15 protein-coding genes are annotated in these 16149 nt (G+C 71.2%); 5 read left to right on the forward strand and 10 right to left on the reverse strand.

Features of this window, described 5'->3' with window-relative positions; translation table 11 throughout:
* Positions 1 to 10 precede the first annotated feature (10 nt).
* The gene (aceB, locus tag ABEG17_RS10330) at positions 11 to 1618 is read right to left on the reverse strand and encodes a malate synthase A (RefSeq protein WP_406829385.1); all 1608 of its coding nucleotides are present in this window, start codon (positions 1616 to 1618) and stop codon (positions 11 to 13) included.
* 113 nt (positions 1619 to 1731) lie between these two features.
* Between aceB and ABEG17_RS10335 the strand changes: the two genes are divergently transcribed.
* Positions 1732 to 2553, forward strand: a complete 822-nt coding sequence (locus ABEG17_RS10335) for an IclR family transcriptional regulator (RefSeq protein ID WP_406829386.1) — start codon at positions 1732 to 1734, stop codon at positions 2551 to 2553.
* A 186-nt stretch (positions 2554 to 2739) separates the two neighbouring features.
* Entirely contained in the window at positions 2740 to 3543 is an 804-nt protein-coding gene (locus ABEG17_RS10340; RefSeq protein ID WP_406829387.1) for a glycerophosphodiester phosphodiesterase, read from the forward strand.
* Between the two features lie 70 nt (positions 3544 to 3613).
* Here the strand turns inward: ABEG17_RS10340 and ABEG17_RS10345 are convergent, their stop codons facing one another.
* Entirely contained in the window at positions 3614 to 4060 is a 447-nt protein-coding gene (locus ABEG17_RS10345; protein ID WP_406829388.1) for a PA2169 family four-helix-bundle protein, read from the reverse strand.
* A 181-nt stretch (positions 4061 to 4241) separates the two neighbouring features.
* Between ABEG17_RS10345 and ABEG17_RS10350 the strand changes: the two genes are divergently transcribed.
* Positions 4242 to 4814: a class I SAM-dependent methyltransferase gene (locus ABEG17_RS10350; RefSeq protein ID WP_406829389.1), complete on the forward strand. Its 573-nt coding sequence runs from the start codon at positions 4242 to 4244 to the stop codon at positions 4812 to 4814.
* 67 nt (positions 4815 to 4881) lie between these two features.
* On the opposite strand, the gene acs is transcribed toward ABEG17_RS10350, so the two are convergent.
* Positions 4882 to 6840: an acetate--CoA ligase gene (gene acs, locus ABEG17_RS10355; RefSeq protein ID WP_406833176.1), complete on the reverse strand. Its 1959-nt coding sequence runs from the start codon at positions 6838 to 6840 to the stop codon at positions 4882 to 4884.
* 153 nt (positions 6841 to 6993) lie between these two features.
* Here acs and ABEG17_RS10360 point away from each other — a divergent pair, with 153 nt between their 5' ends.
* Positions 6994 to 7827, forward strand: coding sequence for a hypothetical protein (locus ABEG17_RS10360; protein WP_406829390.1), 834 nt, complete (start codon positions 6994 to 6996; stop codon positions 7825 to 7827).
* Positions 7828 to 7836: 9 nt separating this feature from the next.
* Here the strand turns inward: ABEG17_RS10360 and ABEG17_RS10365 are convergent, their stop codons facing one another.
* The 7 genes from ABEG17_RS10365 to ABEG17_RS10395 all read right to left on the reverse strand — a co-directional run bounded on the left by ABEG17_RS10365 (position 7837) and on the right by ABEG17_RS10395 (position 14901).
* Entirely contained in the window at positions 7837 to 8448 is a 612-nt protein-coding gene (locus ABEG17_RS10365) for a hypothetical protein (protein WP_406829392.1), read from the reverse strand.
* Between the two features lie 215 nt (positions 8449 to 8663).
* The gene (locus ABEG17_RS10370) at positions 8664 to 10322 is read right to left on the reverse strand and encodes a cation acetate symporter (protein ID WP_406829393.1); all 1659 of its coding nucleotides are present in this window, start codon (positions 10320 to 10322) and stop codon (positions 8664 to 8666) included.
* On the reverse strand, positions 10319 to 10651 hold the full coding sequence (locus ABEG17_RS10375) for a DUF485 domain-containing protein (RefSeq protein WP_406829394.1): 333 nt from the start codon (positions 10649 to 10651) through the stop codon (positions 10319 to 10321). Before ABEG17_RS10375 ends, ABEG17_RS10370 begins: the two co-directional genes overlap by 4 nt.
* A gap of 211 nt (positions 10652 to 10862) precedes the next feature.
* Entirely contained in the window at positions 10863 to 12392 is a 1530-nt protein-coding gene (locus tag ABEG17_RS10380) for a cation acetate symporter (protein ID WP_406829395.1), read from the reverse strand.
* An 18-nt stretch (positions 12393 to 12410) separates the two neighbouring features.
* Positions 12411 to 12800 carry a hypothetical protein gene (locus ABEG17_RS10385; protein WP_406829396.1) on the reverse strand — a complete coding sequence of 130 codons (390 nt, stop codon included), beginning with the start codon at positions 12798 to 12800 and terminating at the stop codon, positions 12411 to 12413.
* 4 nt (positions 12801 to 12804) lie between these two features.
* Positions 12805 to 13689: a LytR/AlgR family response regulator transcription factor gene (locus ABEG17_RS10390; protein WP_406829398.1), complete on the reverse strand. Its 885-nt coding sequence runs from the start codon at positions 13687 to 13689 to the stop codon at positions 12805 to 12807.
* Between the two features lie 9 nt (positions 13690 to 13698).
* Complete coding sequence (locus ABEG17_RS10395; protein ID WP_406829400.1) at positions 13699 to 14901, reverse strand: sensor histidine kinase; 1203 nt, start codon at positions 14899 to 14901, stop codon at positions 13699 to 13701.
* Positions 14902 to 14956: 55 nt separating this feature from the next.
* Here ABEG17_RS10395 and ABEG17_RS10400 point away from each other — a divergent pair, with 55 nt between their 5' ends.
* Positions 14957 to 15808 (forward strand): Fic family protein, encoded by an 852-nt coding sequence (locus tag ABEG17_RS10400; protein WP_406829401.1) that lies wholly within the window; start codon positions 14957 to 14959, stop codon positions 15806 to 15808.
* Positions 15809 to 16149 lie beyond the last annotated feature (341 nt).

Consider the following 16149-nt stretch of genomic DNA (forward strand, 5'->3'; position numbering starts at 1 on the left):
CGGGCCGGGCTCAGGCCTTCTCGATCCTCAGCACCTCGGCGTATGCCGGGAGCGTGAGGAAGTCGGGGAAGTCGGGGTCGATCGCGCACTCGACGAACAACCGCCGCGCTGCCTCCCACTCACCTTCGGCGAAAGCCTCCTCGCCGACGGACTCCTTCAGCGCTGCATACTCCTCGTCGACGAGGCGGTCGACGAGCTCGCGGGTGACCTTGTCACCGGAGGTGAGGGTGACCTCGTTGTTGAGCCACTGCCAGATCTGCGAACGCGAGATCTCCGCGGTCGCGGCGTCCTCCATGAGGTTGTGGATGCCCACCGCGCCGTTGCCGCGCAGCCACGACTGGAGGTAGGCGATGCCGACGGTGATGTTGCCGCGCAGCCCCTCCTCGGTGCGGTCGCCCGGGGTCTTGCCGGCGGCGAGCAGGTCGTCGGCCGAGACCGAGACGTCGTCGCGCTGCCTGGCGAGCTGGTTGGGCTCGTCGCCGAGGACGCCGGTGAAGATCTCCTTGCAGAGGTCGACCATGCCGGGGTGGGCGACCCAGGAGCCGTCGAACCCGGCCGTGGCCTCGCGCTCCTTGTCGGCGCGGACCTTGGCGAACGCCTGGTCGTTGACCTCGGGGTCCTTGCTCGGGATGAACGCGGCCATGCCGCCGATGGCGAAGGCGCCGCGCTTGTGGCAGGTCTTCACGAGCAGCTCGCTGTAGGCCTTCATCATCGGCGCGGTCATCGTCACGGCGTTGCGGTCGGGGAGGGTGAAGTCCGGCCCCGAGTCCCGGAAGTACTTGATGATCGAGAACAGGTAGTCCCAGCGGCCGGCGTTGAGCCCGGCGGCGTGGTCGCGCAGCTCGTACAGGATCTCGTCCATCTCGAACGCCGCGGGGATCGTCTCGATGAGGACGGTCGCGCGGACCGAGCCGTGCGGGACGCCGACGTGCTCCTGGGCGAAGGTGAAGACGTCGTTCCACAGGCGCGCCTCGCGGTGCGACTCCATCTTCGGCAGGTAGAAGTAGGGACCGCTCCCGCGCTCGAGCAGCTCCTTGGCGTTGTGGAAGAAGTACAACCCGAAGTCGACCAGGGCTCCGACCAAGGGCTTTCCGTCGAGCTGCAGGTGCTCCTCGTCGAGGTGCCAGCCTCGGGGACGGGGCACGATGACCGGGGCGTTCGCCGGGTCGGCCAAGGAGTAGTCCTTGCCCTGCGGCGAGGTGAAGGCGATGGTGCCGCGGACGGCGTCGAACAGGTTGACCTGGCCGCCGACGACGTTGACCCAGTGCGGGGTGTTGGCGTCCTCGAGGTCGGCCAGCCAGACCTTTGCGCCGGAGTTGAGGGCGTTGATCGCCATCTTGCGCTCGGTCGGGCCGGTGATCTCGACCCGGCGGTCGCGGAAGTCCGCCGGAGCCTCGGCGACGGTCCAGTCGCCGTCGCGGACCTCGCGGGTCTCGTCGAGGAAGTCGAGACGACCGGTCTTCGACACCTCCTCGCGGCGGACCCTGCGGGCAGCGAGCAGCTCGTCGCGGGTGCCACCGAAGCGGGTCTGCAGCTCGGCGAGGAAGTCGAGGGCCTCGGCGGTCAGGATCTCGTCGCTGCGCTCGACCGGGCCTCCGGTCACGGTGATGGCGGACATCGGTGGCTCATCCTCACTGTCGGTGGGTGTCGCCTCCCCGAGTCGGGGAGAACGCACTAGGCTACTTCCATGATACGAAATCTTCTTCTCATTCGCTCAGTGGGAAGAGATCGATGAGTGCCGACCGTGCCGCGACGACCGCTGGTGGCGCAGCATCCAAGACCGGTGACGGCGCCGGCGCCAAGACCGGCGGCGTGCAGTCGCTCGAGCGTGCCTTCGCCATCCTCGAGACGATGGCGGACGCCGGTGGGGTGATCAGCCTGTCGCAGCTCGCCAACGACGCCGACCTGCCGCTCCCGACCATCCACCGCCTGGTGCGCACGCTGGTCGACCTCGGCTACGTCCGGCAGGAGGCGTCGCGCCAGTACTCCCTCGGCCCGCGGCTGATCAGGCTCGGCGAGACCACGTCGCGGATGCTCGGCCGCTGGGCCCGCCCGCACATGGAGCAGCTCGCCCACGAGCTCGGGGAGTCGGTCAACCTCGCGATGCTCGACGGTGACCAGGTCGTCTACGTCGGCCAGGTGATGGCCTCGCGCAACTCGATGCGGATGTTCACCGAGGTCGGGCGCCGCGTCCTGCCGCACTCCACCGGCGTCGGCAAGGCGATCCTCGCCGACCTCGACCCGGGTGACGTGCGCGCGCTGCTCTCACGGACCGGTATGCCCGCCCGGACCGACCACACCATCACCACGCCCGAGGACTTCGTCGCCGAGCTCGAGCGCACTCGCCGGCGCGGCTACGCCCTCGATGAGGGGGAGCAGGAGGTCGGCGTGCGCTGCGTGGCCGTGGCCGTCCCCGACGCGCCCCAGCTGCTGGCCCTGTCGGTCTCGGGTCCGGTCACCCGTGTCACGGACGAGTTCGTGACCCGCGCGACCGGACCGTTGCACAAGGCGGCGCAGGCGATCTCGGCGGAGATGCGCGGGGCCCGCGGGTGACGCGACCCCTGCACCCCCGCTTTGGGGGCCGAGGAGTGGCGTGCTCGTCACTCTTCGGCCCCCGAAGGCGGGAGGCAGGTGACGGCAGGGCAGCATCGGGCGAACGGTTGTCCCTGATGGGGTGAACAGTGGTCCGGGAGGCCGTTTGCGGCCGGTTGGTCACGCCGTGGGCGGCAGGCTGGGGGCATGGCCTACGGCTCCGAGCTCGGACCCATCGCCCTCGCCCACCGCGGAGGTGCCGCCCTCGCGCCCGAGAACACCCTGGCCGCCTTCGGCCGATCGGTCGCTCTCGGCTTCCGCTACCTCGAGACCGACGTCAAGCTGTCTGCCGACGGGCACCTCGTCTGCTTCCACGACAACACCCTGGACCGCGTCACCGACGGCCGTGGCCCGGTGGCCCGGCACTCCCTGGCCAGCCTGCGCCGCACCCGGGTGAACGGTGGTGAGCCGATCCCGACCCTGACCGAGGCGCTCGAGGCGTTCCCGGACGCGAGGTTCACCGTGGACCTCAAGGACCGCGGCGCCATCGGTCCCCTCGTGAAGGTGTTGCAGCGCAAGGACTTCCGCGAACGTGTCTGTGTCGCCGGCGCGTGGGACAGCTGGCTCGCGACCGTGCGGGCCGAGGCACCCGGTGTACGCAGCGCGCTCGGCTGGCGCTCGCTGGCCGCCCTGGTCACGTCCTCCCGCACGGGGGTGCGGCCGTCACGTCGGCTGGCGACGGCGGAGTTCGCCCACGTGCCGCTACGACTCGGGCGGGTGCCGGTGTTCGTCGAACGTCTCGTCGAGGGAGCCCACCGCATCGGCGTGCGCGTCGTCGTCTGGACCATCGACGACCCGCAGGCGATGCACCGCGTCCTCGATGCCGGGGTCGACGGGATCATCAGCGACCGCCCCGACCTGCTGCGCGAGGTGCTCGTCGCCCGCGGGCAGTGGCTCCCCATGCTCGGCTCACCCAGCGGGTCGACCCTTCCTGAGCCGCTCGCGTCCTGACGGTCCTCCGCGCACGAGCGCCCGTCCCGCGGACTGCCGGGACGGGCGCTCGAGGAGCGTGGCTGGAATCTCAGGCGAGGTTCTGCAGCGCCTTGACCTCGTCGCGAGCGGTGACGATCGCGGCGTGCTGCTGCTGGACGACCGTGCGGAAACCGTCGCTGAGGTCGTCCTCCTTCAGCGCCTTCTCGTACTCCGAGACCGCGTGGTCCTCACCGGTCACGGCTGCGCCGAGGACGGCAGAGGCGTCGTCGCCGGTGAGCGCGTCCTTGAGGGAGAGCCAGCCGCGGTGCAGCGTGGCCGCCACCGAGCCGCTCTCGTCGACGTCGTCGCCGTACTCGTGACCCATGGCCACGATGTCGCGGGCGAAGCCGGCGCGCTGCTCGGCCAGGCGCTCCATGGTCGACGCAGCCTGCGGGCTGTCGCTGTCGCGCAGCTTCTCCGCCGCGGACGCGAACCCGTTGCGGCCGTCCTTGAGGGTCTCCACGAGGTCCTTGGCGACCTTCTCGTCAGCTGACATTGCTGGTGCTCCTTCGGTCATGGTCGGCTCCTGCGTGTGCCGATCTGTCGTGCTTCGACCCTGACACAGCCTGCGGCCCACCGCGCGCTGGGCAGAGGTCGCGGCCCCTGCCCATCTGTGCTCTGACGTGCGACGATGCCGATGGCGGGTGCCGGGCCCGGTGCGGGCGAGGGGAGTGGGTGTGGTCGACGCGTCGCGCTACGACAGCTGGCGACGGCAGCTGGTCGGCGACCTTCGCGGCACGGTGCTCGAGCTCGGCGCGGGGCGCGGCGAGAACCTCCCCCACCTGCCGGACGGGGTGAGGTGGCTCGCCCTGGAGCCGAACCGAGGCCGTGCCCGACAACTCCAGCGGACGACCTGCAGGCTTCGCGCGGTCGGCGTCCTCCGGGCTGGTGCCGAGCAGCTGCCGCTCGAGGACGGGAGTGTCGACGCGGTGGTCACGACCTTCGCCCTGTGCTCGGTGCGCCGCCCCGGTGCCGCGGTCGCCGAGGTGAGGAGGGTGGTGCGCCCCGGCGGCCGTCTGGTGTTCCTGGAGCACGTGGGCGCACCCGAAGGGACGGCCATCAGACGGCTCCAGGCGGCCGTGGCGCCGTGCAACCGGCTGCTCGACCACGGCTGCGACCCCACTCGCGACACCGAGGAGCTCCTGCGGTCCGCGGGGTTCGCCGGGCTGGAGGTCGAACGCTTCGTGGTGACGGGCCCCCTCGGTCTGCGGATCGACCACATCGCAGGGTCGGCCGTGGTGCAGGTCTGACCGGCACAGGTATGCCGCGGACGCACGGTGCGTCCGCGGCATACCTGAGCGGGGTGGGGGCCGGGGGTCAGTCCTCCGAGGACCCCGACATGCCCTGCTTGATGAGGTTCATCACCGAGGAGTCGGCGAGGGTCGTGACATCGCCGACCTCGCGGTTCTCGGCGACGTCGCGCAGCAGGCGGCGCATGATCTTGCCGGAGCGGGTCTTGGGCAGCTCGGCGACGACCATGATCTGACGGGGCTTGGCGATCGGTCCGATCTCCTTGGCCACGTGGTTGCGCAGCTCCTGCACGGTCTCGTCACCGTTGTCGGCGAACCCGCCGCGCAGGATGACGAAGGCGCACACCGCCTGGCCGGTGGTCTCGTCGGTGGCGCCGACGACCGCGGCCTCGGCGACCGACGGGTGCGACACGAGGGCCGACTCGATCTCGGCGGTGGACAGGCGGTGCCCGGAGACGTTCATGACGTCGTCGACCCGGCCGAGCAGCCAGATGTTGCCGTCGGCGTCGTACTTCGCGCCGTCGCCGGCGAAGTAGTACTTCTCCCCGAACCGCGACCAGTAGGTCTCCTTGTAGCGGTCCGGGTCGCCCCAGATGCCGCGGAGCATGCCGGGCCACGGCTTGGTGAGGACGAGGTAGCCGACGGCCTCGGGGTCGTGCAGCGGCTGGCCCTCGTCGTCGAGGATCTCCGCGCTGATGCCGGGGATCGGGCGCTGGGCCGAGCCGGGCTCCAGCGAGGTGACGCCGGGCAGCGGGCTGATCATGATGCCGCCGGTCTCGGTCTGCCACCACGTGTCGACGATCGGGGCCTTGTCGCCGCCGATGTGCTTGCGGTACCAGAGCCACGCCTCGGGGTTGATCGGCTCACCGACCGAGCCGAGCACCCGCAGCGAGGACAGGTCGGACTTCGCGGGGATGTCGTCGCCCCACTTCATGAACGTGCGGATCGCCGTCGGCGCGGTGTAGAGGATGGAGACCTTGTACTTCTCCACAATCTCCCACCAGCGCCCCTGGTGCGGGGTGTCCGGGGTGCCTTCGTAGATGACCTGCGTGGCACCGTTCGCCAGCGGCCCGTAGACGATGTAGGTGTGGCCGGTGACCCAGCCGATGTCGGCGGTGCACCAGTAGACGTCGGTCTCCGGGTGGACGTCGTGGACCACGGAGTTCGTGTATGCGGCCTGCGTGAGGTAGCCGCCCGTCGTGTGGAAGATGCCCTTGGGCTTCCCGGTGGTGCCCGACGTGTAGAGGATGAACAGCGGGTGCTCGCTGTCGTGGGGGACGGCCTCGTGCTGGTCGCTGGCGCCGTCGACGACGTCGTGCCACCAGACGTCGCGCTCGTCGTCCCACTCGACCTCGCCCTCGGTGCGCTTGACGACCAGGACCTTCCGGACGCTGCTCTCGCCGGTGACGGCTGCGTCGACCGCGTGCTTGAGCGGGGCGGCCTTGCCGCGGCGGAACTGCCCGTCCGCGGTGATGACCACCTTCGCCTCGGCGTCGGCGATGCGGGTGCGCAGCGCATCCGCGGAGAACCCGCCGAAGACCACCGAGTGCGGCGCGCCGATGCGGGCGCAGGCGAGCATCGAGGCGACCGCCTCGGGGATCATCGGCAGGTAGATGGCGACCCGGTCGCCCTTGCGCACGCCGAGCGACTCCAGCGCGTTGGCGGCCTTGTTCACGTCCTTCTGCAGCTCGGCGTACGTGATGGTGCGGGTGTCGCCGCCCTCGCCCTCGAAGTGGATGGCCACCCGGTCGCCGTTGCCGGCCTCGACGTGCCGGTCGACGCAGTTGTGGGCGACGTTGAGCTCGCCACCGACGAACCACTTGGCGAACGGTGCGCCGCTCCAGTCGAGGGTCTGGTCGAAGTCCTTGGCCCAGCTGAGGCGCTCACGGGCCTGGGTCGCCCAGAACCCCTCGTGGTCGGCCTCGGCCTGCTCGAACAGCTCCTGCGTGCCGTTGGCCTGGGCCGCGAACTCGGGGGAGGGGGACAGGTCCCGCTCCGGCGACTGGCTCGTGGTCGTGCTCGTCATGCCGGTCTCGGACACGGGTTCCTCCTGGAAGAGCTGAAGACGTCGATGGCTTGCCACCCCAGCCAACCTGCCAGACCCCCACCACGGCAAGGGGAGCGGTCCGCAGGGTCGTCCGGCGGACCGCTGGGTCGCCGAGCGGCTAGCCTCATCGCCGTGACCACCACGACCCGGGCGTCCAAGAGCCCAGCCCCCGACGGACACGTGCGCTCCCGGCGCGCCACGCTGCTTCGCCTCTGGGCTCCCGCATCGGTCCTCGTCGGCGCCGTGCTCTGGTGGCCGGTCGGTTTCCTGGGGCTCGAGTCGTGGCTGCACCTGCCGCTGGACGTGTTCAAGGGAGACGTGCTGTTCCTCGGCGCCACCGCCGCAGCCGCCTCTGTGTCGCTCGTCGTGCGTTCGCCCTGGCCGCGCCTGGCGATCGTCCTGGTCTTCAGCGCCCTTGGATGGGTGCTGGACGGCCCCACGGCCGACGGTTACCCGCACGAGCGCATGGTCCTCGTGGCCCTGCTCGGCGGCGGAGCGCTCCTGGGCATCGTGCTCGGTGCCAGGGGTGCCAAGGGCGTGCTCGCCGCGGCGACCGTGCTGGCCGTCGTGGCCGGCGTCTCGCCGACGACCTGGCCGCGGGGCCTCGCGCTGGCCCTGGCGCTGGCCCTGCCCTTCGTCGTGGCCACCTGGCAGCGGGTCGCACCGACGCTCCTGAGCCTGGTGCGGCTCGTGGTGACCTGGCTGCTGTTCGCGCTGCTGGCGAAGTCGCTGTCCTACGGCTGGGACACGGTCCGCCCGGGCAAAGGCGGCGTCCCGGTGGGCCAGCAGGCTCGTACCGTCGCCCACACCGCCTGGGACTTCGCCCGCACCCAGTGGTGGACCCATTCACAGGCCTTGCTGACCTCGTCCACCCGGTGGTTCGTCATCGCGGCGGTCCTGGCCGTCGTGGTCGTCGTGGTCCGTGCGGGGCGCGGCGCCCTGCGTCGCCGCGCCACCAAGCCCTGAGCTCGTCGCCTACCAGCGGTGGGCGACGTCGATGACGAGGCGACTGGTCGCGCCGTCGTCGAGGGTGAAGACCCGGAACGGCAGCCTGGCCCGCACCCCGAGACCCATCGACGTGTAACCCTCGAACGTCCCGGCCCAGGCCACCTGGCGGAAGGTCCGGTAGCCGGTGACGTTCACGACCTCCCTGGGGTTCCTGGGGCGAAAGCTCGGTGCCCCGCTCTGCGTGTACGCGGGGGCGTGGACGGACACGAGCAGCTTCGCGCCACCTCGGAGCGGGACGAGGGCGCCCTGACCCTCGGTGTAGACGTTCCTGACGTACTTGACCGTGTAGCCGGGCGCGTGGCCCTTGAGGTCCACGACGAGCCGGTCGTAGCAGGTGTGGCGGCCGGAGCGCACTCCCGTGACGGGGCCGCGGACCATGGTGGACCTCGTCTTGGCGAGCGAGCCCCAGGTGATGCCGCAGTAGGGCGAGGTGGTGGTCGAGGCGGTGGTGGTGGGGCGCGTGGTCGCGGTCGCCGGCGAGGCGAGGGCGGCGGTGAGGGGAATGACCCCGAGGGCGGTGGCGACGAGCAGGGACCGGATGGCCGGTCGGGTCGTGCGGGTCGAGCGGGTGGTGTTCATGGTGTCCCCCTTTCGGACACCCCATCGACGCCGGCCGCGGGCCCCCGGTTGACCCCGGAACCGGTGCTGACCGTGTCGTCCACAAAGGTCCGCTCGGTCCAGAAGATGCGCCCGAGCGGGCGCAGCACGGTGCCGCGCCCCCTCCTCGGGGACGCGGCACCGTGGTTCGCGGGGACCGTATGGCGCGTGGCGCCATACGGTCTCGTGGGTTGCCCCTAGTGCGAGGTCGCCTTCTCGGCCCCGTGGCCGGTCAGGGAGCGGACCTCCATCTCGGCGTACTTGGCGGCGTTGAACTCCTTGCTCGTCACCGTGCCGAGCCAGCCGAGCACGAAGGCCAGCGGGATCGAGACGATGCCCGGGTTGTCGAGCGGGAACCAGTGGAAGTCGACGCTCGGGTCGGTGAACATCGACGCGCTGGTCGTGGCCGGGGCCACCGGCGGCTTGCCGGACACCACCGGGCTGAAGACGATCAGCGTCAGCGCGGTGATCAGGCCGCCGTAGATCGACCACAGCGCACCACGGGTGTTGAACCGCTTCCAGAACAACGAGTAGAGAATCGTCGGCAGGTTCGCGGACGCCGCGATGGCGAACGCGAGGGCGACGAGGAACGCGATGTTCTGCCCGTTGGCGAGGATGCCGCCGAGGATGGCGAAGATGCCGATGACGACGGCGGTGATGCGAGCAACCCTGACCTCCTGCTCCGCCGTGGCGGTGCCCTCCTTGATGACGGAGTTGTAGATGTCGTGCGACAGGCTCGCGCTCGCGGTGATGGTCAGGCCGGCCACGACCGCGAGGATGGTCGCGAAGGCCACCGCCGAGATGATGCCGAGCAGCAGCTCGCCGCCGAGCTCGTAGGCCAGCAGAGGTGCGGCCGAGTTGGCCTTGCCCGGTGCCGCCGCGATGGCCTTCGGGCCGACGAGGGCTGCGGCGCCGTACCCGAGGACCAGGGTGAACAGGTAGAAGATGCCGATGAGCCAGATGGCCCACTCGACCGACTTCCTGGCCTCCTTGGACGAGGGCACGGTGTAGAAGCGCATCAGCACGTGCGGCAGACCGGCGGTGCCGAGGACCAGCGCGAGCGAGAGGGAGATGAAGTCGATCTTGGTCAGGCCGCTCTTGCCGTACTGGAGGCCCGGGTCGAGCACCTTCTTGCCACCGGAGGCCTGGACCGCGTCGCCGAGCAGGGTGCTGAGGTTGAACCCGAACTTGCCGAGCACCCACACGAACATCACGCCGGCACCGATGATGAGCAGGACGGCCTTGATGATCTGCACCCAGGTCGTGCCCTTCATCCCACCGATGAGGACGTAGGCGATCATGAGCACGCCGACGACCGCGATGACCAGGGACTGCCCGGTCTTGTCGTCGATGCCCAGCAGCAGCGCGACGAGTCCGCCGGCGCCGGCCATCTGGGCGAGCAGGTAGAAGAAGCAGACCGCGAGGGTCGAGATCGCTGCGGCCATGCGGACCGGGCGTTGCCTGAGCCTGAACGACAGGACGTCGGCCATCGTGTACTTGCCGGCGTTGCGGAGCAGCTCGGCGACGAGCAGCAGGGCCACCAGCCACGCGACGAGGAAGCCGATCGAGTAGAGGAAGCCGTCATAGCCGTTGAGGGCGATGGCGCCGGCGATGCCGAGGAACGAGGCGGCCGACAGGTAGTCACCCGCGATGGCGATGCCGTTCTGCCGTCCGGTGAACGCGCGGCCACCGGCGTAGAAGTCGGCGGCGCTGCGGTTGTTCTTCGACGCCCGGATGACGATGCCGAGGGTGATGAGGACGAAGATCGCGAAGATGGTGATGTTCAGCGTCGGGCTGCCGACGTTGGTGGCCATGGGGACCAGGCTCGGGGTCGCGTGGACGATGGAGGCGCTCATCGGTGGTCCTCCCCGATCGTCTCGGCGAGGGCGGCGGCGCGCGGGTCGAACTCACGGTCGGCCCAGCGCACGTAGATGATCGTGATGACGAACGTCGACACGAACTGTCCGAGCCCAAGGATCAGGCCGATGTTGATGTTGCCGAACACCTTGGTGCTCATGAAGCCCGGTGCGTAGGTCGACAGCAGGACGTAGAGGAAGTACCAGGTCAGGAACAGCCCGGTCATGGGGAAGACGAACCTGCGGAAACGGCTCCGCAGCTCGTCGAACTCCGGCGACCGTTGCAGGTCGACGAAGGGGTCGTGATCCGTGCGAGCGTCGTTGCTCACGGGACACCTCCAGTGTCTGGCGTGGCGCGACCGGCCGAGGTGGCGGGTTGCAGGGCGCCGCGGTGTGCGGTTGGCGCCACTGTGACGTGGGCGACAACGCGGCGGCAGGTATGGCGCGGGGTCGCGCGCCGTGCGGGGAGTGCGGTCGCCGGGTGGCCACGGTCGCTGCGGCGAACGGTCGGTGCGCCGCGACCAGCGGCTGCACCTGCCCTCAGTCGCGGTCGAGGACGAGGTCCTCCGGGGTGTGCAGCCGCACCATGGTCCGGGCGGTGTGGCGCGGGATGCGGCCGGGCGTCGCGAGGGACACGACGACCGCCGTCGCGAAGGCGAGAGGGATGCTCCACGCAGCGGGCTGGCCCAACAGGGCGCCCTGCCACCCGGGGATCGGTCCGGCGAGGACGGTGGCCGCGACGGCGCTCGCCGCCAGGCCGCCACCGACGACCAGTCCCGCCGCCGCGCCGACGGTGCTGAGTCCGCGCCACCAGGACCCGAGCACCAGCAGCGGGCAGAACGTCGACGCCGCCACGGCGAACGCCAGGCTCACCATCGTCGCGAGGCCCACGGGCTCGATCACCCGCGACGCGGCATACGGCACCACCACGGCGAGGACGGTCGCGGCCCGGAACCCCTGCACCACGGTGAAGTCGTCACCGGTCATCCGGCCCAGCCAGCGGCGCAGCAGGTCCTGGTCGATGACCCCGGCGACCGACATCGTCAGGCCGGACGCGGTCGACAGGAACGCCGCGAACGCACCGCCGGCGAGGACGGCCGAGAGCACCTCACCGACGCGGCCATGCAGCATCGCCCCCGGCAGCCGCAGGACGAGGGTGTCGGCGGCCACCCCCTGGGGGAGCTCCGGGAGGTAGACCCGGCCGAGCACGCCGTAGAGCGGTGGGAACAGGTAGAAGACGCCGAGGAGGGCGACGACGGTCAGGGTGGTGCGACGCGCGGCTCGCCCGTCGGGGTTCGTGTAGAAGCGGACGAGCACGTGGGGCAGCCCCATCGTCCCGAGCGCGAGGGCGAGCAGCAGGCTGTAGGTCGCGTAGACCGGGTGGCCCTGGCCGGCGAGACCACCGAGGGGCTCGACCCAGCCGGCGTCCCGGGTGGCGATCGCCGGGCCCGGCGCGCCGTCGCGGAACCACACCGCGAGCAGCACGAACGCCGGAGCCGCGATCGCGGTGAGCTTGATCCAGTACTGCACCGCCTGCACGAGGGTGATCGAGCGCATGCCGCCGGCCGCGACGTTGGCGACGACGACGACGGCGACCACCAGGCCGCCGAGCCAGCTGGGTGCACCGGTGACGCTGGTCAGGGCCAGTCCTGCTCCCTGCAGCTGGGGGAGCAGGTAGAGCCAGCCGATGCCCACGACGAGGACCGAGCAGAGTCGCCGGATGGTGGTGCTCTCGAGCCGCGCCTCGGCGAAGTCCGGGAGGGTGTAGGCGCCCGAGCGGCGCAGGGGGGCGGCGACGAGGACGAGCAGGACGACATACCCGACGGTGTAGCCGACGGGGAACCACAGCATGTCCAGGCCGTTGGTGTAGACCAGCCCGGCGATGCCGAGAAAACTTGCGGCAGAGAGGTACTCGCCGCCGATGGCACTCGCGTTGCGGTATGGCGTGACGGTGCGGCCCGCGACGTAGAAGTCGCTCGTCGTGCGGGACAGCTTCAGGCCGAACGCGCCGACCGCCAGGGTGACCGTGCAGATCAGGACGATGGCGACGATGCCGTAGGCGGAGCTCATGACTCGGTCACGACGCGGTCACGGCTCGCGGCGGGCGATGACGGCGGAGAACTCGGCCTCGATGCGTTCGCTCTGACGCACGTAGTAGCGCGCCACGACCAGCGCCACGGGATAGACCACGATGCCGAGGATCAGCCAGGGCAACGGGATCGGGCCGATCTCCAGGCTTCGGGTCGCGGGGATGAGCAGGAACAGCAGGGGCAGGCCGCCGAGTCCCAAGGCCCCGAAGCCCAGCACCATGGCGGCCAGGCGCAGCTGGGCCGACATCAGCCCGGCCACGAAGACCTCGCCCAGGTTGCTCTGCTCGTCGATCTCCCGGGTCAGCGGTCGCTGGTCCCGGCGGGTCGTGGCATCCCGGCGGGTGCTGGTGACCCGGACGCGCTGCGTGGTCGGCGACGGGTCGCTCACGACCTCACCCAGCCGGGCGTGGGATGGGGCGCGGACCCGGGCGGAGCAGGCGGTCGCGCAGCTCCCGGGTGTGCCGCCGGCTCACCTGGAGCTCGACGTCGTCGAGCACGACGCTGCATCTCCCGTGCTCCATCCGGACCTCCTTGACGTGGTTCAGCGAGACCAGGGTGCTGCGGTGGATCCGAACGAATCCCGCTGCGGCCCAACGCTCCTCGAGAGTGCTCAGGGGGATGCGGACCAGGTGGGACCCCGACGGTGTGTGGAGGCGGGCGTAGTCGCCCTGCGCCTGGGCGTAGCGGATCTGGCTGCGCGAGATGAACCTCGTGACGCCGGCGAGCTCGACGGGGATGGTCTCGTCCTGGTCGTCATCCTGGCCCTGGCCGGCTGGTCCGTCCGCGGGTGCGGCGTCGCCGCCCGGCCCGGTCACCGCGCCGGGCTCGGCGGAGGCGACAACGCGTCGTACCGCCTCGGCGAGGCGATCGGCACGCACCGGCTTCATGACGTAGTCGACGGCGTCGATGGCGAAGGCGTCCACCGCGTGCTGGTCGTGGGCAGTGACGAAGACGACCTGGGGCCGCTGGGTGAACCGGGCGATGACCCGCGCGAGGTCCATGCCGTCCAGTCCCGGCATCGAGATGTCCGAGAAGACCACGTCGACGTCACCGGCCTCCAGCGCCCGCAAGGCCTCCGCCCCGCTGCCGGCGGTGCGGACCTCGGCGATGCGGTCGTCCTGGCGCAGCAGCCAGCTGAGCTCCTCGAGCGCCGGCACCTCGTCGTCGACCACGAGGGCGCACAGGGCCCGCAGGGCGCGCGGCGCCGCACCCGCGTCGCCGGCGGTGGCGACCTGCGGGCTGAGCATCTCCGGGTCGCCGGAGGGCGGGCCAGGCATGGGCAGACTCTACGTGGTGGGGTGCACGCCGGGCGCGTACTTCGGCACCCGGAAGGACACCTTGGTGCCCGCACCCGGGGCGGTCTCGACGACGAGGCCGAAGTCGTCGCCGTACACCTGGCGAAGTCGCGCATCGACGTTGCCGAGCCCCACGTTGTCTCCGTCGGCGCGGCCGTCGAGCACCCCGCGGATTACCTGCGGATCCGAGCCCACTCCGTCGTCCTCGATGGTGATGCCCGCCTCGCCTCCCTCGTCGGTGGCCACGATCCGCACGTGCCCGCCGCCCTCCTTGGTGGCCAGGCCGTGGCGGACGGCGTTCTCGACAAGGGGCTGGATCGCGAGGTAGGGGACCGTCACGGGCAGCACCTCGGGAGCGATGAGCAACGAGACGGTGAGCCGGTCGCCGAACCTGGCCTGCTCGAGGACGAGGTAGCGCTCGACGTTGCGGAGCTCCTCGGCCAACGTGGTGAACGCCCCGCCACGTCGCAGCGCGTAACGGGTGAAGTCGGCGAACTCCAGCAGCAGCTCGCGCGCCCGCTCCGGGTCGGTGCGCACGAACGAGGCGATGGCGGCGAGGGAGTTGTAGATGAAGTGGGGGCTGATCTGGGCGCGCAGGGCGCGGAGCTCGGCCTCCATGGTGCGTGTCCGCTGGTGCCCCAGGTCGGCCAGCTCGGCCTGGGTGGCCATCCACCCGGCCACCTCCTCCGTCGCGCGGGCGAGCCCCGCAGACGCGGTCGGACCGTATGCCGCGATGGCCGCCACGACGCGGTCGGCCGTCACGACCGGGGCGATCACCGCAGCGCGGACCGGGCAGTCGGGATCGGAGCAGCTCACCTGTCCGGCGCCGAGGACGATCGTGTGTCCGGTGCGCAGGACCTCGTCCGCGTCGGCAAGGGCGCGGTCGGCGTGGTGGTCGGCCGCGCCGTCCCAGGCCAGCAAGGAGGTCGCGTCGGTGACGGCGATGGCCGAGGAGCCCAGCAGCTGGCGCAGGTGCCTGGCGGCCCGGCCGACGCCCTCAGGACTCAGGCCGTCCTGCAGGTGCCGGGCGGCGAGTGAGGCGGTGTGGAGCGTCGCGTGCGTCGCGTGGTCGACGTCCGAGACGAACCCGCGAGACCCGTTGCGGCCGTGACGGACCAACCTGACGAGCGCATAGAGCAGCACCATCGCGCCAGCGACGACGATGGCGGTGGGGAGGTGGAAGCTGCCCGACACATGCGCACTCTAGGGCGACCCACCCGTCCCGCAGCGGCACCCTAGGCTGGCGGACGTGCCTGATGCCGTCGCCTCCCTCCGTGCCCTCGCCGAGCTCCCCGGGATTCCCGAACGCGTCACGGCGGCCCGGGAGGCCTGCGAGCGGCTGCGCTGGCACGAGGCACTGCGCCGCCGCATCCCCGAGGCGTCCGCCGAGTCCCGGGTCCGTGGGGCCCAGGCGAGCGCGGCCCTCGAGGGAGCGACCGTGCCCCTGGACCTGGTGCGGGACGTCATGCGGGGCGCCGCCCAGTGGCCGCTGAGCCCCGACCCCGTCGAGCAGGTCGCCCGCGGCGTGGTGCAGGCCACCGCTGAGAGCGAGCACGTCCGGTCGCTCGTGGCGACCGCGCCGCTGCAGGCGCTGGCCCGGCTCCACGTGGCGGCCGCGTCCGGGCTGGTCGGCGACGCCCAGCTCGGACGGCCGCGGCTCGAGGGGGAGACCTGCGAGGAGCTCGTCGACCTCGGCCCCGCCCCCTCGGCAGGGGCGCTGCGAGGCCGTCTCGACGGGCTCGTCGAGCTCTTGGGGGCCGGGTCGCGAGGTGCCCAGGTGCCGGTGCTGGTCGTGGCGGCGGTCATCCATGCCGAGATCGCGACGGCGCGACCTTTCACGCGGGGCAACGGTGTCGTCGCGCGGGCGATGGAACGTGCCGTCGTCCAGGCGCTGGGGCTCGACCCGACCGGGGTCGCAGTGATCGAGGCCGGGCACGCGACCCAGGGCGGTCCGGCCTACCTCGGTGCGCTCGCGGCATACGGGACCGGCAGCCGTGAAGGCGTCTCCCTGTGGCTGGAGCACTGCGCCTCGGCCGTCGTCGCCGGGGCCGAGCAGGGTGAGCAGGTCTGCGACGCGGTGCGCGTCGGCCGCCTCAGCTGACTTCCTCGGCGCCGACGGGGGACGTCTCTGACGGACGAAAAGTCAAGGGTTCACTTCGCGGCGTCGCAGGGGTACACATGGAGGTGACGTCGACGCACGAGAGTCCGACGACCACCGTGATCCCATCGGGCACCCACGCGCAGGCAGTCCACTGGTGGACCGATCGTGACGGGCTTGTCCCGGTGCGACAACTACAGGAAGCACGCCTGGTAACCCGAGGCGGACCACGGTCGATGGCACCCCGTTCGCGCGGGGTGCCATCCTCGTGTCCGGGCAGGTCCGGGTCCACGCCGTGCCTGCCGGATGACGGTGTTTGGGCACGGTTGACGACGCCGTCCCTG

It is taken from the genome of Pedococcus sp. KACC 23699 (assembly GCF_045348425.1).
In the GTDB taxonomy this organism is placed as follows: Bacteria; Actinomycetota; Actinomycetes; order Actinomycetales; family Dermatophilaceae; genus Pedococcus.

Excerpts from the sequence above, each read along its gene's own strand:
- aceB (WP_406829385.1), bottom strand. The coding sequence starts at position 1,618 with ATGTCCGCCATCACCGTGACCGGAGGCCCGGTCGAGCGCAGCGACGAG.
- ABEG17_RS10335 (WP_406829386.1), top strand. The coding sequence starts at position 1,732 with ATGAGTGCCGACCGTGCCGCGACGACCGCTGGTGGCGCAGCATCCAAG.
- ABEG17_RS10340 (WP_406829387.1), top strand. The coding sequence starts at position 2,740 with ATGGCCTACGGCTCCGAGCTCGGACCCATCGCCCTCGCCCACCGCGGA.
- ABEG17_RS10345 (WP_406829388.1), bottom strand. The coding sequence starts at position 4,060 with ATGTCAGCTGACGAGAAGGTCGCCAAGGACCTCGTGGAGACCCTCAAG.
- acs (WP_406833176.1), bottom strand. The coding sequence starts at position 6,840 with ATGACGAGCACGACCACGAGCCAGTCGCCGGAGCGGGACCTGTCCCCC.
- ABEG17_RS10365 (WP_406829392.1), bottom strand. The coding sequence starts at position 8,448 with ATGAACACCACCCGCTCGACCCGCACGACCCGACCGGCCATCCGGTCC.
- ABEG17_RS10370 (WP_406829393.1), bottom strand. The coding sequence starts at position 10,322 with ATGAGCGCCTCCATCGTCCACGCGACCCCGAGCCTGGTCCCCATGGCC.
- ABEG17_RS10380 (WP_406829395.1), bottom strand. The coding sequence starts at position 12,392 with ATGAGCTCCGCCTACGGCATCGTCGCCATCGTCCTGATCTGCACGGTC.
- ABEG17_RS10390 (WP_406829398.1), bottom strand. The coding sequence starts at position 13,689 with ATGCCTGGCCCGCCCTCCGGCGACCCGGAGATGCTCAGCCCGCAGGTC.